At 76.0% G+C, this 18,540-nt stretch carries 19 protein-coding genes; 3 read left to right on the forward strand and 16 right to left on the reverse strand.

Annotation, left to right across the window (positions count from 1 at the left end; translation table 11 throughout):
• The first annotated feature begins 4 nt into the window (after positions 1 to 4).
• Complete coding sequence (locus tag MF605_RS09720; RefSeq protein WP_002856702.1) at positions 5 to 640, forward strand: GNAT family N-acetyltransferase; 636 nt, start codon at positions 5 to 7, stop codon at positions 638 to 640.
• A gap of 10 nt (positions 641 to 650) precedes the next feature.
• Here the strand turns inward: MF605_RS09720 and MF605_RS09725 are convergent, their stop codons facing one another.
• The gene (locus tag MF605_RS09725; RefSeq protein ID WP_036341145.1) at positions 651 to 1,256 is read right to left on the reverse strand and encodes a TetR/AcrR family transcriptional regulator; all 606 of its coding nucleotides are present in this window, start codon (positions 1,254 to 1,256) and stop codon (positions 651 to 653) included.
• A 126-nt stretch (positions 1,257 to 1,382) separates the two neighbouring features.
• On the opposite strand from MF605_RS09725, the gene MF605_RS09730 reads away from it, so the two are divergent.
• A complete protein-coding gene (locus MF605_RS09730; RefSeq protein WP_100057905.1) occupies positions 1,383 to 2,597 on the forward strand; it encodes an acyl-CoA dehydrogenase family protein in 1,215 nt (404 codons plus the stop codon).
• Between the two features lie 100 nt (positions 2,598 to 2,697).
• On the opposite strand, the gene MF605_RS09735 is transcribed toward MF605_RS09730, so the two are convergent.
• The 8 genes from MF605_RS09735 to MF605_RS09770 form a co-directional block, all read right to left on the reverse strand.
• The gene (locus MF605_RS09735; RefSeq protein WP_100057904.1) at positions 2,698 to 3,639 is read right to left on the reverse strand and encodes an endonuclease domain-containing protein; all 942 of its coding nucleotides are present in this window, start codon (positions 3,637 to 3,639) and stop codon (positions 2,698 to 2,700) included.
• Positions 3,640 to 3,886: 247 nt separating this feature from the next.
• A complete protein-coding gene (gene tgt / locus MF605_RS09740; protein WP_134415955.1) occupies positions 3,887 to 5,230 on the reverse strand; it encodes a tRNA guanosine(34) transglycosylase Tgt in 1,344 nt (447 codons plus the stop codon).
• Positions 5,231 to 5,271: 41 nt separating this feature from the next.
• Positions 5,272 to 6,231 (reverse strand): ornithine cyclodeaminase family protein, encoded by a 960-nt coding sequence (locus tag MF605_RS09745; protein ID WP_134415953.1) that lies wholly within the window; start codon positions 6,229 to 6,231, stop codon positions 5,272 to 5,274.
• A 30-nt stretch (positions 6,232 to 6,261) separates the two neighbouring features.
• Entirely contained in the window at positions 6,262 to 7,056 is a 795-nt protein-coding gene (locus MF605_RS09750; protein ID WP_063189935.1) for a glutamine amidotransferase, read from the reverse strand.
• 74 nt (positions 7,057 to 7,130) lie between these two features.
• A complete protein-coding gene (locus MF605_RS09755) occupies positions 7,131 to 7,703 on the reverse strand; it encodes a GNAT family N-acetyltransferase (RefSeq protein ID WP_095347335.1) in 573 nt (190 codons plus the stop codon).
• Between the two features lie 70 nt (positions 7,704 to 7,773).
• Positions 7,774 to 8,673, reverse strand: a complete 900-nt coding sequence (locus tag MF605_RS09760; RefSeq protein ID WP_231119456.1) for a DUF6707 family protein — start codon at positions 8,671 to 8,673, stop codon at positions 7,774 to 7,776.
• 2 nt (positions 8,674 to 8,675) lie between these two features.
• A complete protein-coding gene (locus tag MF605_RS09765; RefSeq protein WP_036316089.1) occupies positions 8,676 to 9,215 on the reverse strand; it encodes an NUDIX hydrolase family protein in 540 nt (179 codons plus the stop codon).
• A 56-nt stretch (positions 9,216 to 9,271) separates the two neighbouring features.
• The gene (locus MF605_RS09770) at positions 9,272 to 10,399 is read right to left on the reverse strand and encodes an NADH:flavin oxidoreductase/NADH oxidase (protein WP_036339859.1); all 1,128 of its coding nucleotides are present in this window, start codon (positions 10,397 to 10,399) and stop codon (positions 9,272 to 9,274) included.
• A 125-nt stretch (positions 10,400 to 10,524) separates the two neighbouring features.
• Between MF605_RS09770 and MF605_RS09775 the strand changes: the two genes are divergently transcribed.
• Positions 10,525 to 10,848, forward strand: coding sequence for a hypothetical protein (locus tag MF605_RS09775; RefSeq protein ID WP_036339857.1), 324 nt, complete (start codon positions 10,525 to 10,527; stop codon positions 10,846 to 10,848).
• Between the two features lie 12 nt (positions 10,849 to 10,860).
• Here MF605_RS09775 and MF605_RS09780 read toward each other — a convergent pair whose 3' ends face one another.
• The 7 genes from MF605_RS09780 to MF605_RS09810 form a co-directional block, all read right to left on the reverse strand.
• Positions 10,861 to 13,056 carry a TspO-related membrane protein gene (locus tag MF605_RS09780; RefSeq protein WP_134415951.1) on the reverse strand — a complete coding sequence of 732 codons (2,196 nt, stop codon included), beginning with the start codon at positions 13,054 to 13,056 and terminating at the stop codon, positions 10,861 to 10,863.
• Positions 13,057 to 13,058: 2 nt separating this feature from the next.
• Positions 13,059 to 13,664 carry a DedA family protein gene (locus tag MF605_RS09785; protein WP_078025454.1) on the reverse strand — a complete coding sequence of 202 codons (606 nt, stop codon included), beginning with the start codon at positions 13,662 to 13,664 and terminating at the stop codon, positions 13,059 to 13,061.
• Entirely contained in the window at positions 13,661 to 14,707 is a 1,047-nt protein-coding gene (locus MF605_RS09790) for a pseudouridine synthase (protein ID WP_036383698.1), read from the reverse strand. The genes MF605_RS09785 and MF605_RS09790 overlap by 4 nt, the downstream gene beginning before the upstream one ends.
• A gap of 46 nt (positions 14,708 to 14,753) precedes the next feature.
• The gene (locus MF605_RS09795) at positions 14,754 to 16,004 is read right to left on the reverse strand and encodes a glucose-1-phosphate adenylyltransferase family protein (RefSeq protein ID WP_134415949.1); all 1,251 of its coding nucleotides are present in this window, start codon (positions 16,002 to 16,004) and stop codon (positions 14,754 to 14,756) included.
• A gap of 76 nt (positions 16,005 to 16,080) precedes the next feature.
• Complete coding sequence (locus MF605_RS09800) at positions 16,081 to 17,022, reverse strand: DNA-formamidopyrimidine glycosylase family protein (RefSeq protein ID WP_134415947.1); 942 nt, start codon at positions 17,020 to 17,022, stop codon at positions 16,081 to 16,083.
• 14 nt (positions 17,023 to 17,036) lie between these two features.
• Positions 17,037 to 17,549 (reverse strand): VOC family protein, encoded by a 513-nt coding sequence (locus MF605_RS09805; RefSeq protein ID WP_134415945.1) that lies wholly within the window; start codon positions 17,547 to 17,549, stop codon positions 17,037 to 17,039.
• 140 nt (positions 17,550 to 17,689) lie between these two features.
• A partial coding sequence (locus MF605_RS09810; protein ID WP_422614628.1) for an Lhr family helicase occupies positions 17,690 to 18,540 on the reverse strand: 851 nt, incomplete at its 5' end.

The raw sequence follows: 18,540 nt of genomic DNA on the forward strand, positions 1-18,540 counted from the left end.
GCGCATGAGCGCCGAGCAGAACAGCACCCAGACCCCCGGCCACCGCACCGCCCACGTCCCTGCCGGCCAGGATCTCGGCCACCGCTGGTCCACCCGCGAGGCCGATCACGACGATCCGGCCGACCGCCGCGCCGTCCGCCAGATCGCCGAGCTCGCCTTCGCGTCCACGGCCGAGGCCGACCTCGTCGAGGCGCTCGCCGGCGGCGCGGAGGGCTGGCTGCCCCAGTACTCCCTCGTGGCCATGACCGCCGCGATCCCCGGCACGGACCTGCAGTCGGACCCGATGGGCTACGGCACCCTGGTCCGGGCCCACATCGACCACGCCGAGGTGATCGCCCTCGCCCCGCACGGCGTCCTGCCCGAGCACCAGGGCGAGGGCGCCGGCACCGCGCTCGTCAACGCCCTGCTCCAGAAGGCCCAGGCCGACGGCGAGGAGGTCGTGGTGGTCTACGGCTGGCCCGAGTACTACGCGAAGTTCGGCTTCCACCGGGCCTCCGAGCACGGCGTGCACGCGGCCTTCGCGCGTCAACCCGAGGCGCTGCAGATCCTCACGCTCCAGGACGGCGCGGAGGTGCCGGCCGGCGAGTTCCGCTACCCGCCCGCGTTCGGGGCGGAGAACGCGCAGGTCGCCGGCCGCTGAGGGCGGGGCGTCAGCCCACGAGTCGGCGCACGGCGGCGAGCGTTCGTTCGGCCTCGGCCGGCTCGGCCGTGAGCCGCGCGATGACCTCCGCGAGGTCCGCGCGCAGGCCGGCCTCGGCGTCGTCGGCCGGGGCGTGGAGCCACGCCCGCAGGGCGCGGTTGTGGACGGCCACCACGGCCGCCGCCAGCCCGACGGCGACCCCGCCGCGCGCGGGCGTGTCCGGCAGGGCCGTGGCGAGCCAGCCGGAGAACAGCTCCGTGTAGCGGTGCGAGGTGAGCAGCTCGCGCGTGCGCAGCGCCTGGGAGCCGCGCAGCAGGCGGGAGCGCGCCCGGGCCCGGTCCGGATCGGCGGTGTGATGCCGGAAGACCTGGAGGACCGCCTCCTCCAGGGCCTCCCGCACGCCGAGGGAGGTGCCGCGCAGGAAGTCGTCCAGGCGGGCGAGCAGCGCCGCGTGGTCGGCGAAGACCACCTCCTCCTTCCCGCCGAGGTGGCGGAAGAAGCTGGCCCGGCTCATGCCGGCCTGGCGGGCGAGCTGGTCGGCCGTGACGGCGTCGTAGCCCTCGCGGTCCAGCAGGTGGATCAGGGCGGTGAGGGTGTCCTCGGCGGGCGTCGTCATGCGGGCCATGGTGCCACGGGCGCGGAGAGGAGGTGAGACTGCGTCTGATTCTGTGAGATGGCGTGTCAGTTGGTGTAGGGTGATGGCGGACACACCCATCTCTCCGACCCCGCCCGGGAGGCCACCATGACCGAGACCCTGCCCACCGTCGAGCCCGAGTACGACGTCGCCACGCCGCTGGACACCGACTTCTACCTCGCGCTCGCGGACGTCTCCGACGCCGAGAAGGATGTGTGGCGTCGGGCCCGCGCCTTCGCGCTCGAGCCGGACGTGCTGCCCCGGATCCGGGAGGCGTGGGACCGCCACGAGTACCCGCTGGACCTCGTGGCCCGCCTGGGGCAGGCCGACCTGCTGCGCGACGGCGTCCCCGTGGACGGGCTGCCCGACGTCTCCCGCGTTGCAGCGGGCCTGGCCATGATGGAGCTCTCGCGCCTGGACGGCTCGATCGCCACGATGACGGGCGTGCAGGGCGGTCTGGCCATGCGCTCGATCCAGCTGTGCGGCAGCGAGGAGCAGCGTGCCGAGCACCTGCCGGCCATGGCGCGCGGCGAGCTCTACGGCGCCTTCGCGCTCACGGAGCCGACCCACGGCTCCGACTCCGTCTCGCTGGAGACCCGCGCCGAGCGCGTCGACGGCGGCTGGCGGCTGCACGGGCACAAGAAGTGGATCGGCAACGGGGCCGCCGGCGGCGTGACCGTGGTGTGGGCGCGCAGCGCCGAGGACGAGAAGGTCCGCGGGTTCATCGTGCGCCAGGAGTCCGAGGGCTACACGGCCGAGGTCATCAAGGGCAAGGTCGCGCTGCGGGCCATCGACCAGGCCCACATCACCCTCGACGGCGTCTTCGTGCCCGACGCCGACGTCCTGCCCGAGGCCCGCTCCTTCAAGGACACCTCCCGCGTCCTCTTCGCCACGCGCGTGGGCGTCGCGTGGTCCGCCCTCGGGAAGGCCGTGGGCTGCTACGAGGCGGCGGTGCAGTACGCGGGGCAGCGCATCCAGTTCGGCCGGCCGCTGGCCGCCGCCCAGAGCGTGCAGACCCGCCTGGCCGAGATGCTCTCCCAGCTCACCCAGGTGCAGCTGCTCGTGCTGCGTGCGACCCGGCTCGAGGACGAGGGCCGGCTCACCGGGCCGATGGCGTCCCTGGCCAAGTACTCGGCGACGCGCGCCGCGCGGTCCATCGCCGCGAACGCGCGCGACCTGCTCGGTGGCAACGGCATCCTCATCCAGAACGAGGTGGCTCGCCACTTCGCGGACATCGAGGCGATCCACACCTACGAGGGCACCGAGACCGTGCAGGGGCTGATCATCGGCCGCGAGATCACGGGGGTCGGCGCGTTCGTGTGAGATGACGCGAGCGGGGGCGGCGGCGTGAGCCAGAGATTTCTGCTGGTGCGCACGCCCCCCTGCCGCCGATTCGTCTGGCTCGGCGGCCGATTCGTCTGGCTCACGCAGGCAGAGGGAGCCGCAGGTGGGCGGCGAGGTCGCGCAGCAGGGCGTCGAGACCGCGCCGAGTGAAGACGCTGGCGGTCACGCGCAGCACGATCCACCCCTCGGCCTGCATCCTGCGGTCGCGCTCGATGTCACGGCGCCACTGCCGCGGGTCCGTCCGGTGATGATCGCCCTCGTACTGCACGCAGACGTGGGCCTCGCGCCACACCAGGTCCGGCCGGACGGTGGACCCGTCGCTCAGCATCAGCAGCGGATTCACCTCCGGCTCCGGCACACCCGCGTCGGCCAGCGCCAGTCGCAGGAGCGTCTCGGCCCGCGAATCCGCGCCGTCCCTGAGCAGCGGCAGGGCCGCCCGCAGGGTCCGCGTCCCTCGCCGCCCACGCACCCGGAGCACCTCCGCCTCCAGATCACGCACGGTGCACCGTGGATGGTCGCCGGGACGACGTCGGCCCGCCGGGCCGTCAGCCCGTTGCAGCAGGCTGTCCCCGGCGGCGACGACGTCGGCCAACGGCAGACCCAGCTGCGCCAGCGCCGCCCAGGTGGCGGCCGGCGTCGTGATCCGCACCCCGGCACGCACCAGCACGGGGTCCTGCGGGTGCAGCTCATGCCCGACGACGCCGCTGCGGCGCGGCGCCCCGCCCTCGGCCCGCGTGCGCGTCAGATGGATGGGGCCGCGCTCCCACTGCCGCGGCAGCCACATCTCCCAGAGGCGAGCGGCGGTGGCGTGGGTGGCCGCGGTGCCGGGGTTCGTCCGCTGGAGGGCGCGGACGACGTCGGCCAGTGAGGGCTGACCCCCGGCGGTGTGCCGCAGCCCGTGGTGCGGGGCGTCGAACCGGGGGCCGCGCAGCTGCGAGGCCGTCAGACCGGCCTGCAGCCCCGCGGCGACCGGGAAGACGGGGCTGGGGGCGGCGTCGTGGTGCGGAGGAGGGGCGACCATGCCGCCAGCCTCCCCTTCCACCAGCGGACCCGGCGCCGCGACCGCGAGGGCCGTGGAGGGCGAGCTGCGCCCGCGGCCCTGTGCAGGAGCCGCTGAATCGTCTGGCTCACGTCTTCCACGCGTCCGAGCGGCGCCGAGCCAGACGAATCGGTCGTGACAGCCCCCTCAGAACAGCAGAAACGTCTGGCTCGCGCCCGTCGCAGCGTGCTGGCTCCCCCCCGCAGCGTGCCGGCGCACCCAGCGCCCCTCAGCCCTTCGGGGCGTAGTACCGGCCGAGGGTCTCGGCCTTGAGCTCGGCGAGCGTGCCGTCCTGCATGGCCGCACGGATCCGGTCCACGAGCGAGACCGTGAACCGCTCGTTGTGGATGGAGAGGAGCGTGTGCGCCACCATCTCCTTCGCCTTGAACAGGTGCCGCAGGTACGCGCGGGAGTAGTGGGCGCACGTATAGCAGTCGCACTCGGGGTCCAGCGGGCCGAAGTCGCGGCGGTACTTCGCCCCGGGCAGGTTGTAGCGCCCGTCGCGGGTGTAGAACGCGCCGGTGCGGGCCACACGGGTGGGGGAGACGCAGTCGAAGGTGTCGGCGCCGTTCTCGACGGCGGTGAACAGGTCATCGGGTTCGGAGATGCCCAGCAGGTGGCGCGGCTTGTCCTCGGGCAGCTCCTGCGCGCACCAGCCCACGATGGTCCCGAGGATCTCCTTCTCCAGGGCCCCGCCGACGCCATAGCCGTCGAAGCCGGAGGTCACGCCGTCGAGCTCCCCCGCGGCCGGGAACTCGGCCCGCATCGCCGCGAGGTCGCGGCAGGCCTTGCGGCGCAGGTCCTCGTACTGGGCGCCCTGGATCACGCCGAACAGCGCCTGGTACGGCCGCGCCGCGCGGACCCCGGTGAGGCGGGCGTGCTCGTCGAGGCAGCGCTGGGCCCAGCGGCGGGTGCGCTCGAGCGCCTCCTCCTGGTAGCCGCGGGAGTTGTGCAGGGTGGTCAGCTCGTCGAAGGCGAACATGATGTCCGCGCCGAGGTTGTGCTGGATGCCCACGGACACCTCGGGGGTGAACCGGTGTCGGTCCCCGGTGAGGTGGGACTTGAACCAGACGCCGTCGTCGTCGACGTTGGCCAGGCGCTCCTTGCCGGGGGCGACGGCGTCGTCGGCGCCCTGCCCCTCGGGCGCGCCGGGGCCCTTCATGTCGATGACCTTCTTGAATCCCGAGCCCAGGGACATCACCTGGAAGCCGCCGGAGTCCGTGAAGGTGGGGCCGGGCCAGTTCATGAACGCGCCGAGGCCGCCGGCCTCGTCGAGGAGGTCGTCCCCGGGCTGCAGGTACAGGTGGTAGGCGTTGGCCAGGAGGGCCTGCGCGCCGAGCTCGGCCATCGACTCCGGCAGCACCGCCTTGACCGTGGCCTGTGTGGCCACCGGGATGAACGCCGGCGTCTGGATCCGCCCGTGCGGGGTGGTGATGACGCCGGTGCGGCCGAGCGGGGCGCCGTCCGCACCGCCGGTCTCCAGCCGGTGCGTCACCTCGAAGCCGAACTGCGAGGGATGCGCGGGGGCACCGGAGGCGGGCTGCGGCGTCGGGGCGGCGGGGGTCTCAGGCATGGGACCCAGGGTAGTGCGCAGGCACCGCAGGCCGCCCCGGCTCAGCCCAGCACCTCCCGCGCCACCGCGCTCGCCACCACCAGGTCCTGCCAGGGCATGCCCGTGGTGACGAACAGGGCGGGCGCGCCCTCCCGACGACGCGCGGTCCCGGCCACGAGCTCGGCCAGCGTCACCGTGTCCTCGATCCCGGCCAGCGCGCCGGAGTCGATCGCGAGGGTCACGTCCCCGGCCTCGCGGGCGGCCGAGTCCCGCGACTCCACCGCCACGGTCGCGCGGCGGGCCAGGGCGTCGTCGGTCTCGCGGGCGTCCGTGGTGTGCGAGCCCATCGCCACGACCGTCGCGTGCTCCGGCACGAGCGTCCCGTCGAACAGCGGGGCCGTCGCGGCCGTGCACGTCACCACGACGTCCGCCTCCGCCACGGCCTCCGGGCCCGCGGCGCTCGCGGTCACGCCCAGCTCCGCTTCGATGCGCGCGGCCAGGGCGGCGGCCCGGTCGGCGTCGCGGCCGACCACGGACACCCGCTCCAGCCCGAACACGTCCTGGAACGTGAGCGCGTGCTCCCACGCCTGCACGCCCGTGCCGAACACGACCAGGTGCCGGGGCGAGGCGTCCGCGAGCAGCCGCACCCCGAGCGCGGACACCGCGGAAGTGCGCAGGCCCGTGAGCTCGACGCCGTCCAGCACGGCCCGCGGGGCCTGGCCGGGGGTGCCCGGGGCGCCGAACAGCACGTAGACGCCCTGGATGACGGGCAGTCCGCGCTCGGGGTTGTCCGGCGTGAGGGTGAGCAGCTTGGTGCCGACCTCGGCCCCGCGCGTCGAGGGCATCTGCAGCAGCTGCCCGGCGGCGGTGGCCACGCGGGTGCGGGGGGCGTCGGCCTCCGGGTCCAGGCCGGCGGCGAGGGCCGCCTCCAGCGCGTCGACGGCGGCGCGCGGGCTCAGGGCGGCGCGCACGGCGGGGCCGTCGATCCAGGGCAGGGAAGCGGTGGCGCGGTGCGTGTCCATGCGGCCACGCTACGGGGTGGGCCGGGCGGCTCAGCCGAACAGCGTGCGGAAGTTCGCCAGGATCCGGCGGGGGTGCTCGGGGTCGACGGCGGCCAGCCCCGCCACCGTGGGCTCGTACTCGCCCGGGGCGAAGTACCCGTGCTCGCGGTAGATCTCAAGGCGCTCGAGGATACCGGCCTGGTCCAGCTCCGGGTGGAACTGGGTGGCGTACTGGCGGGTGCCGAGCCGGAACATCTGCACGGGACAGTCGGCGCCCGCGGCGAGCAGCACCGCGCCGGGCGGGAGCGCGCTCATCGCCTCCTTGTGGCCGACGTACGCCGCGAACGTGCGCGGCACCCCGGCCAGCACCGGATCCGCGACACCCTCGTCGGTGAGCGTGACCTCGACGGGCGCGGCCGATTCGCCGTACGCGTTGTCCACGACGCCGCCGGCGTGCCGGCCCAGCGTGCCGACGCCGTAGCAGCAGCCGAGGAACGGCAGGTCGCGGCGCCGGACGACGTCGAGCATCCGGCCCAGCTCCGCCTCCACGGCGCGCTGCACGGGGGACTTGGTCTCCTCGGGATCGGAGCCCGTGAACGGGCTGCCGGGCAGGATCACGGCGGCGACGTCCGCGAGCTCCGCCTCCCAGTCCAGGCCGTGCGTGGCCACGTCCGGGCGCTGCACGACGCGGTCCAGGCGCAGCACCCGCAGCCGGCCCTCCGGATAGCCGCCCAGTCGCTGGACGGCCTCGACCTCGGCGGCCGCGGCGTCGTCTTCGGGGCGCGTCTGGACGAGGAGGAACGGCCGCGGATGCGGGCTCGGGATGGCGCCGGTCGGGGTGGTCATCTCGGCAGACTAGCGGGGCATCGGGCCGGGAGGGCGTGACGGCGTCGCGGGGCGTCGTCGGGGGCGGGTCGCGGTCAGCGGTCGGCCCAGGGGCGGGCGTCGGAGGCCCACGGCAGGGGACGGACGCGTTCCTCGGGCAGCGGGTCCGCGGCCAGCCGGCCGTAGAGGTGCACGTCGAGCCGCCGCCCGCCCGTGCGGAGGCGGCCGCGCTGCGTGCCTTCGTGACGGAGCCCAGCGGCCCGGGCGACGGCCCCCGCCGTCGGGCTGTCCGCCCGGTGGGCCAGTTCGATCCGCTCGAGGCCGCCCTCGGCCAGCTCGGCGTCCGTCACGGTGGTCGCCGCACGCGACATGATCGCGTCCCCGCGCCAGCCCTGATGCAGCCAGGCGGTGAGCGCGCCGGTGCCGTGCGCCTCGTCGCGCACGACGGCGACCAGGCCGATCAGCGTGTCCGTCCCGCGCTCCACCACGGCGACGGCGTCCGTCCCCTCCGCCTGGACCAGTCCGTCGACGTAGGCGCGGGCGGAGGCGTCGTCGGTGACCTCTGCGGGGTCGGCCATGCCGACGGTGCCCGCGTGGAAGGCCGCCAGGACGGCGGGCGTGCCCGTGGCGCGGAGGGGGCGGAGCTGGGCGGGTGCGGGGCCGGTCATGCCGGGAGCACAGCCCCGACAGGGGCTGGAGAGTGAGGTGCGCCACACGAGTCGGACCCCGGAGGGCGTGTCACCGGCGCGTGGCGGCCTTCGCCTCGAGCTCGTCGGCGAGGGTGCGCAGCGTGCCGAGCTCACGGGCGATCCGGGAATCCAGGTCCGCGTCCGTGAGCGTCTTCGAGCCGCCGCGGGCGCGCAGGTAGAGCAGCTGGTCGAACCGGGCGCGGCGCCACTGATACTCGGCCTCGGCGTCGCGGGCCTGCAGGGCGCGGGAGATCTCCCGGTCGTAGAGCGGCGGCTCGTTGAGCTGACGCTGGCGCACCTCGAGCACCCGGGCCGCCCGGCCCGGCTCGGAGGGGACCTCGTCCGCCTCGAGCAGGCGCCGACCGAGGTTGGCGGCGGCGATGTGCTCGCCCTCCTCGCGCAGGATCAGCGACGCCAGGGACAGCGCGGCCTGGATGGACTTCCACCGCCCCACGGCCCCGTCCCACGGCAGGTTCGTCAGCAGGCCCAGGGTGGCGAGCGTGCCCTCGGTGTCCTCGTGCAGCAGGTAGAGCCGCTCGGCCATGCCGAACACGTCCTCCAGCTGGGAGCCGGAGCGCAGGTTCAACCCGTGCGAGAGCCGGGCCGCGGTGGCGGTCAGCTCGGTGTCCTCGAGGTGGCGCTTGCCGACGGCGACGATCCGCTCCTCGGGGGACCCCGCGTCCACGGGGGAGAAGGTGGTGTCCGGGACGGCCCTGCGCTCCTCCGGGCGGTCCGTGCGGACCCGGATCACGGAGCCGTGCGCGATCTTGACCTCCCGGCCGCCCTCGAGGGTGGCGATCACGAGCGCGGGGGTGCCGAAGTCGTCCCGCATCACCCGGGTCGAGGCCACGGGCGGGGCGGGCTCGCCGCGGCGGGTCAGGAAGCTGTCCCCGGGCTGCACGTCCTGGGACTTCAGATGGCGGAGGTAGCCGCCGACGACCGGTGCCATGCTCAGCGCCCCCATCCCACGTGGGCGAGGGCCTGGCGCACCAGGTCCCCGCGGCCACCGATGAACTCGGCCTGGATGTCCTCGCCGAGGGCCTCCTCGGGGGTGAGCCACGTCAGCTCGAGCGCGTTCTGGCGCGGCTGGCACTCACCCGTCACCGGCACCACGTAGACCAGGGCCACGGCGTGCTGGCGGTCGTCCGTCAGCCCGGTCTCGGACGGCGCCGGGAAGTACTCGGCGACGGTGCAGGGGACCACCGACGGCGGCAGCTGCGGGAACGCGAGCGGGCCGAGGTCCTTCTCCAGGTGGCGCATCAGCGCGGCGCGGATGGTCTCCCGGTACTGGACGCGGCCGGAGACGAACGTCCGCTGGAACGTGCCGGTCTCGTCCGCCACGTAGAGCAGGCCGATCTCGGTGACGTAGCCGAGGGAGTCCAACCGCACCGGGATGGCCTCCACATACACCATGGGCAGCCGACGCCGGGCCTCGTAGAGGTCCTCGTCGGACAGCCAGCCCGGATTCGGGTCGGGGGTGCGCACGCTCATGGTTCTGTTCTACCGGAGTTCCGCGCCGGGGGCACACCGGGTCCCGCGTGTTCCGCTCACCACTTGGCGCGGAAGTACTGCCGGGCCATCGGCACCTGCTCCGAAGGGACGTCGAGGGCGAGGGCGGCCGCGGTCGGCCAGTTCGGGTTCGCCAGGGCGGCGCGGCCCACGCAGACGGCGTCGGCGCGGTCCTCGTCCACCACGGCCGCGACCTCCTCGGCGCCGGTCAGCGAGCCGACGGCGGACACCACGATCCCCTCGGTGCCCTCCTTCACGGCGGTGGCCAGCGGCACCTGATAGCCCGGGCCCTGAGGGCCCTCGTAGGTGTCCCCGATGCCCGCGGAGGACAGGTCGAACCAGTGCACCTGCCCCTGCAGCTCCTGCGCCAGGCGGACGGTCTCCTCGATGCTCCAGCCGCCCTCGACCCAGTCCGAGCCGGAGATGCGGATGCCGAGGACCTTGTCCGCGGGCCACACCTCGCGCACGGCCGCCACGACCTCCTTGAGGAAGCGGGTGCGGCCCTCGAAGTCCCCGCCGTACTCGTCGGTCCGGGTGTTGGTCAGCGGCGAGAGGAACTGGTGGATGAGGTAGCCGTGGGCGGCGTGCAGCTGCACGGCGCCGAAGCCGGCACGGTCGGCGCGCTCGGCGGCGTCGGCGAAGGCCTGGACGGTCTCCCGGATCTCGTCCACCCGCATCGCGTGGGTGCGGATCTCCATGGAGTTGGTGGCCACGCCGGAGGGGGAGAGGGTCTCCCAGGAGTCGGGGCCCTCGAGGATCGGCTGCCCGGCGGGCGCGCCCGGGTGCATGGGGACGGTCGAGGCCTTGGCGCCGGCGTGACCGAGCTGGATGGCGGGCAGGGCGCCCTGGGAGGCGATGAACTCGGCGATCGGCGCCCACGCGTCCCGCTGCTCGTCGTTCCACAGGCCGGTGTCCCACGCGGAGATGCGTCCCTCGGGGGTGACGGCGGTGGCCTCGGCCACCACGATCCCGAAGCCGCCGGCCGCGCGGGCGCCCAGGTGCTGGAAGTGCCAGCCGTGGGGGACGCCGTCGCGCGCCTCGCACGAGTACTGGCACATCGGCGGCAGGATCAGGCGGTTGCGCACGCGCACGCCGTTGATCTCGATCGGTTCGAAGATCGCGGGCACGGCGGGGGCGTCGGTCTGCGGGGTGGCGGTCTGAGTCATGCACCCCACCCTACGAGCGGGTCCGGACACGGGAGGGCTCGCGTCCGCCGCGGGCGGAAGGGCGGGCCGGCCCGTGCGACGAGAGAAGTCGTCACCGCTGCTGCGTCCACCCCTACCCTGGGCCCATGCCCTCCTACCGCGCCCGCCTGCAGATCGGCGACCTCCTGCCCGGCCACCGGCCCGAAGAGGTCATGGACCTGGCCGAGGCCGCCGTCCAGGCCACGCACGTGCTCGCGGCCAAGGACATCGAGGTCGTCGCGCGCGTCCCGCGGATCGTGCTGCGCTTCACGGTGCCCGGCTCGCACCGGGCCGGCGAGGACGCCGAGGCCGCCGAGGTGGCGCGGCGGATGGCGGAGGCGGTGTCCGGCGTCGCCGTGACGGGCCGGCTGGACGTGCTCCGGCGCGACGGCGGCCGGTGGGTCCCGGTGCCCGCTGGGCTCGGGCGCTGAACGGGGCCGGGCTCAGGCGCCGGCCGGGTGCGGCCGGCGGGCGGCGTCGCGCTCGATCTGGCGGGCCCAGGAGCGGCGCACGGCCGCGGCGGTGACCAGCAGCAGCGCCCCGAAGGCGGCCGCGAGACCCACCCACACGCTCTGCTGCGCCCCGAGCGGGCTGGGCAGCAGGCGGGGCAGGGCGAGGCAGAGCAGGGTCCAGGCCATGCCCAGGGCCACACCCATGCGGCCGCGCCCCCCGAGCACGAGGCGCAGGGCCGCCAGCAGCAGGGCCACCAGCACCAGCAGGGCGAGCAGCTCGGTCGGGAACCAGCCGACGTGCACACCCCAGGCGTGGAGGGCGGCGCCCACCGCGGTGGGTGCGCCGGCGAGGAGGGTGCCCAGCAGCACGCCGAGCGCGCCGTCCTCGGCCACCCGTGCGACGCGGCGGGCCGCCGGGCGTGCGCCGAGCCGCCGGACCACACGGAGCATGAGGACGAGGGCGAGCAGCCACGGGACGACGTCGAGGCCCCCGGGGGCCAGGACGGCCAGGGGGAACCACAGCGCCAGCGCCAGCAGGGCCCCCGCGATCGCGCCCCGGATGCGGCGGTGCCGCGGCGACGCGCCCTGGCCCCGCCCCCACTGCCGGAGCACGTACATCCCGGTCAGCAGCCACAGCACCGGCCAGATCGCCGGGTGCAGCGGGGACAGCCCGAACACGCTCGCGCCGGGGCCGTGTCGGCCGTCGGCGGTGAGCGGGTAGGCGCCGGCGTCGAGCGCGCCGAGCCCGGGGACGCGGCCGGCCAGACCGAGGCCCCACGCACTGGAGAGCACGAACAACGCCCACACGACGGTCAGCAGCGTCTGGCCGAGCCGGTCCGCGCGGGTCGGTGAGCCGGCCGGCTCCTCGGGCGGGGCGGGGGTGTAGCCGGGGATCAGGGGGAGGGCGCCCGTGACCGGCCCCGCCGGGGAGTGGGCGATGGCCTCGGCCCGGACGGCCTGCGCCTTCGTGGAGAGCCGCTGCCGCCGCCGCCACTCGGGCAGGGCCACCCGGGCCCGGGCGAACAGCTCCTCGTCGGTGAGCCGCTCCTCCGGGTCGGACAGCAGCGGACGGTCGGCGGCGGCCGGGAAGACCTCGGGGCCCTCGAGTTCGCGCGCGGCCCGGGCGAGCGCGCGGGACTCCCGCTTCTCGTGTTCGCGACGGCGGCGGGCGGCGTCCTCCGCCGCAAGGCGCTCGGCCTCCCGGGCGCGGTCCTCGAGGAGCCGGGCCTGGGCGAGGGCGCGTTCGGCGTGCAGCACGGTGTGGGCGCGGACGCGTGCGGCCTGGCGTCGACGTCGCTCGGCCTCGAGGCGGGCGGCCTCCTCCGCCTCGCGACGGCGCCGCTCGGCCTCCTCGGCCCGACGGCGCCGCTCGGCCTCGACGCGTTCGGCCTCGAGGCGACGGCGTTCGGCCTCGGCCGCCTGCCGACGGCGCTCCGCCTCCGCCTCCGCCTCGAGCCGGAGCCGCTCCCGCTCGGCGAGCGCGGCCTCCTCGCGGGCCCGCCGCTCCGCCTGCACGCGGGCGCGCTCGGCGGCGACCTCCGCCTCCCGGCGGCGCCGTTCCTCCCGCTCCCGGCGGCGGGCCTCCGCCTCGGCGGCGGCACGTGCCTTCTCCTCGGCCGCCACCCGACGGCGCCGCTCGGCTTCACGCCGACGGCGCTGCTTCTCCTCCTCGCGGCGGCGGCGGGCCACCCGCGCGGCCTGGGCCCGGCGGGCCTCCTCGTCGAGGCGCGCCCGCCGGCGCTCCTCGGCCGCAGCGCGGCGACGTGCGGCCTCCGCGGCCTTCTCCGGGTCCCGCCCCGGGGCGGGGAGGATGCGCTCGACCGTGCCGACGAGCGGATCGGCGAAACGGGCGAGGTCCGGGCTGCCGAGGCGGTCCAGGATCTCGCTGAGGTCCCGGCGTGGGCGCTGTTCGGCGGGAGCGCCCGGAGTGCGCAGGCGGTCCATGGCGCGGTGCACGTCCGCGCGGCGGTCCTCGCGCACGCGGCGCTCGGCGGCGGTCTCGGGTCGGCCCGAGCGCAGGGCGCGCTCGTGACGGCGCAGATCGCGGCGGGAGATCTCCCCGGGCGCGGCCAGGGCGCGGCGGGGGCGCGCGGCGGGGGCACGCGTCTCGGCGTCGTCGGGACGGGGCGCCGAGGCGGCCCGGAGGCGCTCGAGGGCGGCGCGGGACTCGGAGGACGCGTCCTGCATGCTCACCCCTTCCGGCCCCGGCGACGGTGGGCCATGATCCCCGCGATCATCAACCCTGCAAGGGTACCGAACACCATGCCGACCATCGCGGACGCCCACCACGGCAGGCCGGTGGCCCGGCCGGTGATCCAGCCGAGCCCCACCATGGACGAGGACCACGCGAGCGAGCCCGCCCCGGACAGCCACAGGAACACGGGCCAGCGGATCCCGCCGATCCCGGCCGCCGCCATCGACGCCGTCCGTCCGCCCGAGACGAACCGCAGCACGGACAGCCCCGCCAGGCTGCCCGCCGGGCCCACCCGCACCAGCAGGCTCCGGATCCCCCGGTGGATCCGACGCCACCACGCCCAGCGGTCCAGGCGGTCGGCGAGGCCGTGGCGGAACAGCGCGTAGAGGCCGACGTCCCCGGCCCAGCAGCCCAGCCACGCCGCCAGCACCGCGGCCACGGGGGAGACCCGGCCCTCGGCTGCGAGCGCCCCCGAGCCGATGACCACCACCTCCGACGGGACGGGCGGGATCGGGGCGTCCAGGGCCACGAGCAGCGCGGTGAGCGGGTGGAACCACGCTCCGAGCGCGTCCATCAGGGCGGCCGGGTCCCCGCCCGTCACCGCGGTCGCTCCTGCAGCTCGGCGGGGGAGGTGAACTCCCGCTCCTCGCCCGTCACCGGGTCCGTGAAGCGCAGCGACCGGGAGAGCAGCTGCAGGGGCCGTGCGACGTCGTCCGGGGCGAGGTCGAGCAGGTCCGGGTAGAACGGGTCGAACGCGATGCCCAGGCCCAGGGCGGCCAGGTGGATGCGTAGCTGGTGGGTGCGCCCCGTGCGCGGGGTGAGCCGCAGGTGCGCCACCCGCCGGCCGGCCAGCGTCCCGGCGGAGACGCCGACGCCCAGCAGCTCCACGCGGGACTCCGCGTTCGCCCCGGCGTGGGGCCGGTTCGAGCGCCGGGTCCGGACGGGGGCGCCCGCGCGCCGCCCGGAGGCCGCCGCGGGGATCTCCTCCACCACGGAGCGCAGGACCCCCTTGTCCTTGCGGATCCGGCTGCGCACCGTCAGCGGGAACCGCCCCAGGATGGGGTCGGTCGGGGCGCCGGGGCCGCGGGCGCCGTCGTCGGGGGCGTCCGGCAGGAGCGCCACGGCCTCGTAGGTCTTGGCCACGGCACGCCGCTCGAAGAGCAGGTGGTAGGCGCCGCGGGTGGCCGGGTTCGCGGAGAACATCACGACGCCGGCCGTCGCCCGGTCGAGCCGGTGCAGGGGCACGAGGTCATCGAGGCCGAGCTCGTTGCGCAGCCGCACCAGCGCGGTCTCCTGGACGAAGCGGCCGCCCGGGGTGGTGGGCAGGAAGTGCGGCTTGTGGATGACCACGAGGTGCTCGTCGCGGTGCAGGAGCGTGTGCGTCACGGGCAGCGGGGCCTCGTCGGGGACGTCCCGGTAGTACCAGAGGTCGTCGTGCACGCCCAGCGGCGTCGTCGGCGTCAGTGCGGTGCCGTCCGCCGCCACGACCTCGCCGCGGGCGAAGCGCGCGCGGATGCCCTCCGGGTCCACGTGACCGAACCGGTGGAGCACGTAGTCCTGCGCGGTGGGCCAGCCGGAGGTGGGCAGGCGCAGGCGCGTGGCGTTGACGCCGTTGCGCGGGGGGAGGGGAGAGGGGACGGCCACGGGTCCATCCTCCCAGCCCGGCGCGGCTGCGTCCGACCGGCGCCGCTCAGTCCGACCGGCCGGGCCGGCCGGAGCCGGTGGTCTCGTCCTCGGCCGGGCCGCGGTCCTGCGGGGTGAGCACCACGACCTCCTCGGCCGGCGCGGCGCGCCCCGTCACCTCGCGCGCCGGGACCGCCCCGCCGACGTCGACCACCACGGTGTCCAGCACCGCGCCCGCGGGGACCTCGCAGTCGCCGAGCAGGAGGCTGCCGCGCACCGTGGCGCCGGCCGCCACGACCACCCCGGGGCCGACCACGCTGTCCGACACCTCGCCCGCGATCCGGCACCCCGGGCTGAGCAGCGAGCCGGAGACGCGGGCGTCCGGGGCCACCCACGCCGGCGGCGCCTGGTGGGGGTTGGTGATCAGCGGCCAGCCCTCGGCGGCGAGGTCCAGGCCGGTGCCGTCGAGGATCTCCCGGTGGGCGCGGACGTACGCGTCCAGGGTGCCGATGTCCCGCCAGTACCCCACGAGGCGGTGCTCCCGCACGCGCCCCCGCGCCACAAACGCCGGGATGATGCTCTCCCCGTAGTCGCCGAGGGAGGAGCCCACGGGGTCGCCGTCCTCATCGGTCTCGCCCTCGTCCTTGGTGGCCGCCTCGTCCTCGCCCGCCACGAGGTCGCCGACCACCTCGGAGAGCGCGGCGACGTCGAACACGAACACCTCGGTGGCCACGAGCGTGCCCGCCGGGTCCTCCGGCTTGTAGGCGTAGTCGGTCACCGCGCCGTCGTCGTCCACCTGCACGACGCCGAAGCGCGAGGGGTCCTCGTCCGTCTCGGTGGTGACCACGGTGAGCTCGGCGCCGGAGCGGGCGTGCTCGGCCAGCACGGGGCGCAGGTCCAGCTGGTACAGGTGGTCGGCGGAGAGCACCACGACGGTCTCGGCGCCGAACTGCTCCAGCAGCGGCAGCTGCTGGGCGATCGCGTGCCCGTTGCCGCGGGCGAAGCCCTCCTCGGCGCGGCCCTGCGCGGGGGGCAGGAGCCGCAGGCCGTGGCGGGTGCCGTCGAGATCCCACGGCCGGCCGCCGGCCAGGTGCTGGTTGAGCGTGAAGGGGCGGTACTGCTCCACGACCCACACGTCCCGCAGGCGCGAGTGGGCCAGGTTGGACAGGACGACGTCGATCAGCCGGTACTGGCCCGCCAGCGGCACCATCGGCTTGGCGCGGGCCGCGGTGAGCGGCATGAGGCGGCCGCCGGTGCCACCGGCCAGCACGAGCGCGACGACGGCGCCCTCCGGGTCCTTCGGGAACGGGTCGGCCATGACTTCTCCTCGGGTCGGGGCGGGTTCAGCGTAGGGAGCGGGGACCACACGTGGCCACCGCTCGGGTGCGTCCGGCTCAGCGCTGGCAGTGCGGGCACCACCACAGCTGCCGCGCGTCGTCCTCGGGGGAGCCGTAGTCCTCCTGGCGGACGGGGCCGCGGCAGCGCAGGCACGGGGCGCGGTCGTGCCCGTAGACCCAGTACGACGGCGTCCCGCCGCCGCGCGCGCCGGCCGTCCGGCCGGGTGCCGTGCCGGGTGGCGGACCGGCCGGGACCAGCACCTCGACCCCGAAGGGTCGCCCCGGGTTGGGACGCACGCCCGTGGTCCGGCGCCGGGCGCCCGTGGCGGGGGCGGCGGGCGGGACGTTGGCGCGCAGCAGGTCCCGGGCGAGCAGCACGAGTCCGGCGACGTCCTCGACGTCGCCGATCGGCCGGTGCGGGTCGATGCCGGCCAGCAGGAGGGTCTCGCAGCGGTAGATGTTGCCGATCCCGGAGACGAGCCGCTGGTCGAGCAGGGCCAGGCCGACCGGCCGCTCGGGCCGGGCCGTGAGCCGCCGCACGCCTTCGGTGAGCAGGGCGGCGCCGTCGTCGGGCGTGTCCCAGGCCGGGTCCAGCAGGTCGGGGCCGAGGTGGCCGAGGACGGTGGCCTCGTCGGCGGTGGGCACGAGGGTGAGCAGGCCCAGCTGGGCGCCGAGCACGCGGTGCTCCGCCGTCTCCAGCACCGCCCGCACCTGCCAGGCGGGGGCGCCCCACCGCGCGTCGACGGCCGAGACGAGCCAGCGCCCCTCCATCTTCAGGTGCGAGATCAGCGTGAGCGGCCGGGCCCCGGGGCGGGCCGTGGGCGGGGTCAGCCGCATCAGCAGGTACTTGGCGCGCGGCAGGACCTCGGCCACCGTCCAGCCGGTCAGGTCCGCGGTGGCGTGGCGGGGCACGCGCAGATCCGCGTGCGTCAGGACCCGGCCCTCGAGCACGGGGCGGAGCCGATGCGCGACGCGGACGAGGGAGTCGCCTTCAGGCACGGGCCGTCACCGGCTCAGGCCGCGTTGAGCTGCCAGGTCACGCCGAAGCGGTCCCCGACCCACGCGAAGCGGCGCGAGAAGCCGTAGTCGTCGGGCGGCATGCAGTCACGGCCGCCGCCGGCGATCAAGGCGTCGTGGATCGCGTCCACCGCGGTGGCGTCCGGCAGCTCGACGAACAGGCTGATGGCCGGGGTGAACGTGAACCCGTGCGGGGTGAAGGAGTCGAAGAACCGCAGCCGCTGGCCGGCGATCTCGAGCTCGCCGTGCAGGACCTTGCCCGCCCATTCGGCACCGCGCGGGGAGGAGTCGTCGAAGAGGTCCCGGCGGACCTCGGTGACCGGCAGGTATTCCACGAAGGCGGTGAGGTAGGCGTCCATGGCCGCACCGGCGTCACCCTCGAACAGGAGGAACGGGGTGACGGAGGGGTCCGAGGGGTGCGGCAGGGAGTCCTCGAGGGCCTCGGGGGCGGGGGACGTGCCCGTGGGGGCGGTGCCCACGTCCTCGGGCGGGGCGGCGCCGATGCTCATGGGCCGAACCTACCCCCCCGGGCCCCGCCTCCGCGACAGGGCCACCCCCGGGCAACGCGGGTTGAGTTGTCGCGGGTGTTCGACGGCGGGACCCGTGACAACTCAACCCGCGTTGCGGACGGGCGGACGGGCGTGGGTTCTCAGTTCCGGAACCGAATGCCCGATGGGCTCGAGTAGAACCCCGCGGCCAGCAGCGCCTCGGCCAGCGGCGTGCCGAGCACGGGCCCGCCGTTGACCTTCTCCAGGCTCAGCCGCTCGGTGCGGCCGGTGCGCAGCGCCCACACGAGCGCCTCCGCCGCGGCCCGCAGCTCGCCCGGATCCTCCGTGAACGCGAGCAGCGTGCGCCCGCCGCGCTCCATGTAGAGGGCCAGCCGCCCCGCGATCAGCACGACGACGGCGCCCGCCTTCCGGCCCGGGCGATGGCCCGTGGGCACGACGCCGTCCGGCCCGGCCGGCACGGACGGCCAGTCCAGCGCGGCGCCGTAGGGGTTCGCCGGATCCGTCGCGGCCAGGGCGAGGGCGAGCGGGGCGGCGTCGACGGCGGCGTCCTCCTCGTCCCGCTGGAACCCGCGCAGCCGATCCACCACCGCGCCGGTGGAGAACTGCGCGCCGCCCAGCCCGTCGACGAAGTGGCCGCGGCGCACCTGGCCCGCATCCTCCATCCGGGTGAGCAGCCGGTACTGCCCCGCGAATCCGCCGGGGACCTCCTCGGCCACCACGGAGCCGCGCGTGATCACGCCGTACCGGTCCAGCAGCAGCTCGGCGGTCGCGTGGGCGCGGATCGTGGGGTCCTGCTCGGCGGCCGGCAGCAGGGACCAGCGGCCGGCCGAGCGGGCCTGCTCCGCGGCCGAGAGCCCGACGGTCCCCGCCGTGAGACCGGCCGAGCCCCGGGCGCCGCCCTCGGGCGAGGCGAGCCCCGCGTACCGGCCACGCCCGCGCACCCCGGCCAACCGCCCGCCGAGCCCGCGCCCGGCCGCCGCCCCCGCGGCCC

Origin of the sequence: Micrococcus luteus, from assembly GCF_022664405.1 — a bacterium.
GTDB lineage: Bacteria > Actinomycetota > Actinomycetes > Actinomycetales > Micrococcaceae > Micrococcus > Micrococcus luteus.

Bases quoted from the DNA above. Each gene is read 5' to 3' on its own strand.
- MF605_RS09755 (WP_095347335.1), bottom strand. From the start codon at position 7,703: ATGACCGGCCCCGCACCCGCCCAGCTCCGCCCCCTCCGCGCCACGGGC.
- MF605_RS09765 (WP_036316089.1), bottom strand. From the start codon at position 9,215: ATGAGCGTGCGCACCCCCGACCCGAATCCGGGCTGGCTGTCCGACGAG.
- MF605_RS09750 (WP_063189935.1), bottom strand. From the start codon at position 7,056: ATGACCACCCCGACCGGCGCCATCCCGAGCCCGCATCCGCGGCCGTTC.
- MF605_RS09805 (WP_134415945.1), bottom strand. From the start codon at position 17,549: ATGAGCATCGGCGCCGCCCCGCCCGAGGACGTGGGCACCGCCCCCACG.
- MF605_RS09760 (WP_231119456.1), bottom strand. From the start codon at position 8,673: ATGGCACCGGTCGTCGGCGGCTACCTCCGCCATCTGAAGTCCCAGGAC.
- MF605_RS09725 (WP_036341145.1), bottom strand. From the start codon at position 1,256: ATGACGACGCCCGCCGAGGACACCCTCACCGCCCTGATCCACCTGCTG.
- MF605_RS09720 (WP_002856702.1), top strand. From the start codon at position 5: ATGAGCGCCGAGCAGAACAGCACCCAGACCCCCGGCCACCGCACCGCC.
- MF605_RS09770 (WP_036339859.1), bottom strand. From the start codon at position 10,399: ATGACTCAGACCGCCACCCCGCAGACCGACGCCCCCGCCGTGCCCGCG.
- MF605_RS09795 (WP_134415949.1), bottom strand. From the start codon at position 16,004: ATGGCCGACCCGTTCCCGAAGGACCCGGAGGGCGCCGTCGTCGCGCTC.
- MF605_RS09780 (WP_134415951.1), bottom strand. From the start codon at position 13,056: ATGCAGGACGCGTCCTCCGAGTCCCGCGCCGCCCTCGAGCGCCTCCGG.
- MF605_RS09730 (WP_100057905.1), top strand. From the start codon at position 1,383: ATGACCGAGACCCTGCCCACCGTCGAGCCCGAGTACGACGTCGCCACG.
- MF605_RS09735 (WP_100057904.1), bottom strand. From the start codon at position 3,639: ATGGTCGCCCCTCCTCCGCACCACGACGCCGCCCCCAGCCCCGTCTTC.
- MF605_RS09775 (WP_036339857.1), top strand. From the start codon at position 10,525: ATGCCCTCCTACCGCGCCCGCCTGCAGATCGGCGACCTCCTGCCCGGC.
- MF605_RS09745 (WP_134415953.1), bottom strand. From the start codon at position 6,231: ATGGACACGCACCGCGCCACCGCTTCCCTGCCCTGGATCGACGGCCCC.
- tgt (WP_134415955.1), bottom strand. From the start codon at position 5,230: ATGCCTGAGACCCCCGCCGCCCCGACGCCGCAGCCCGCCTCCGGTGCC.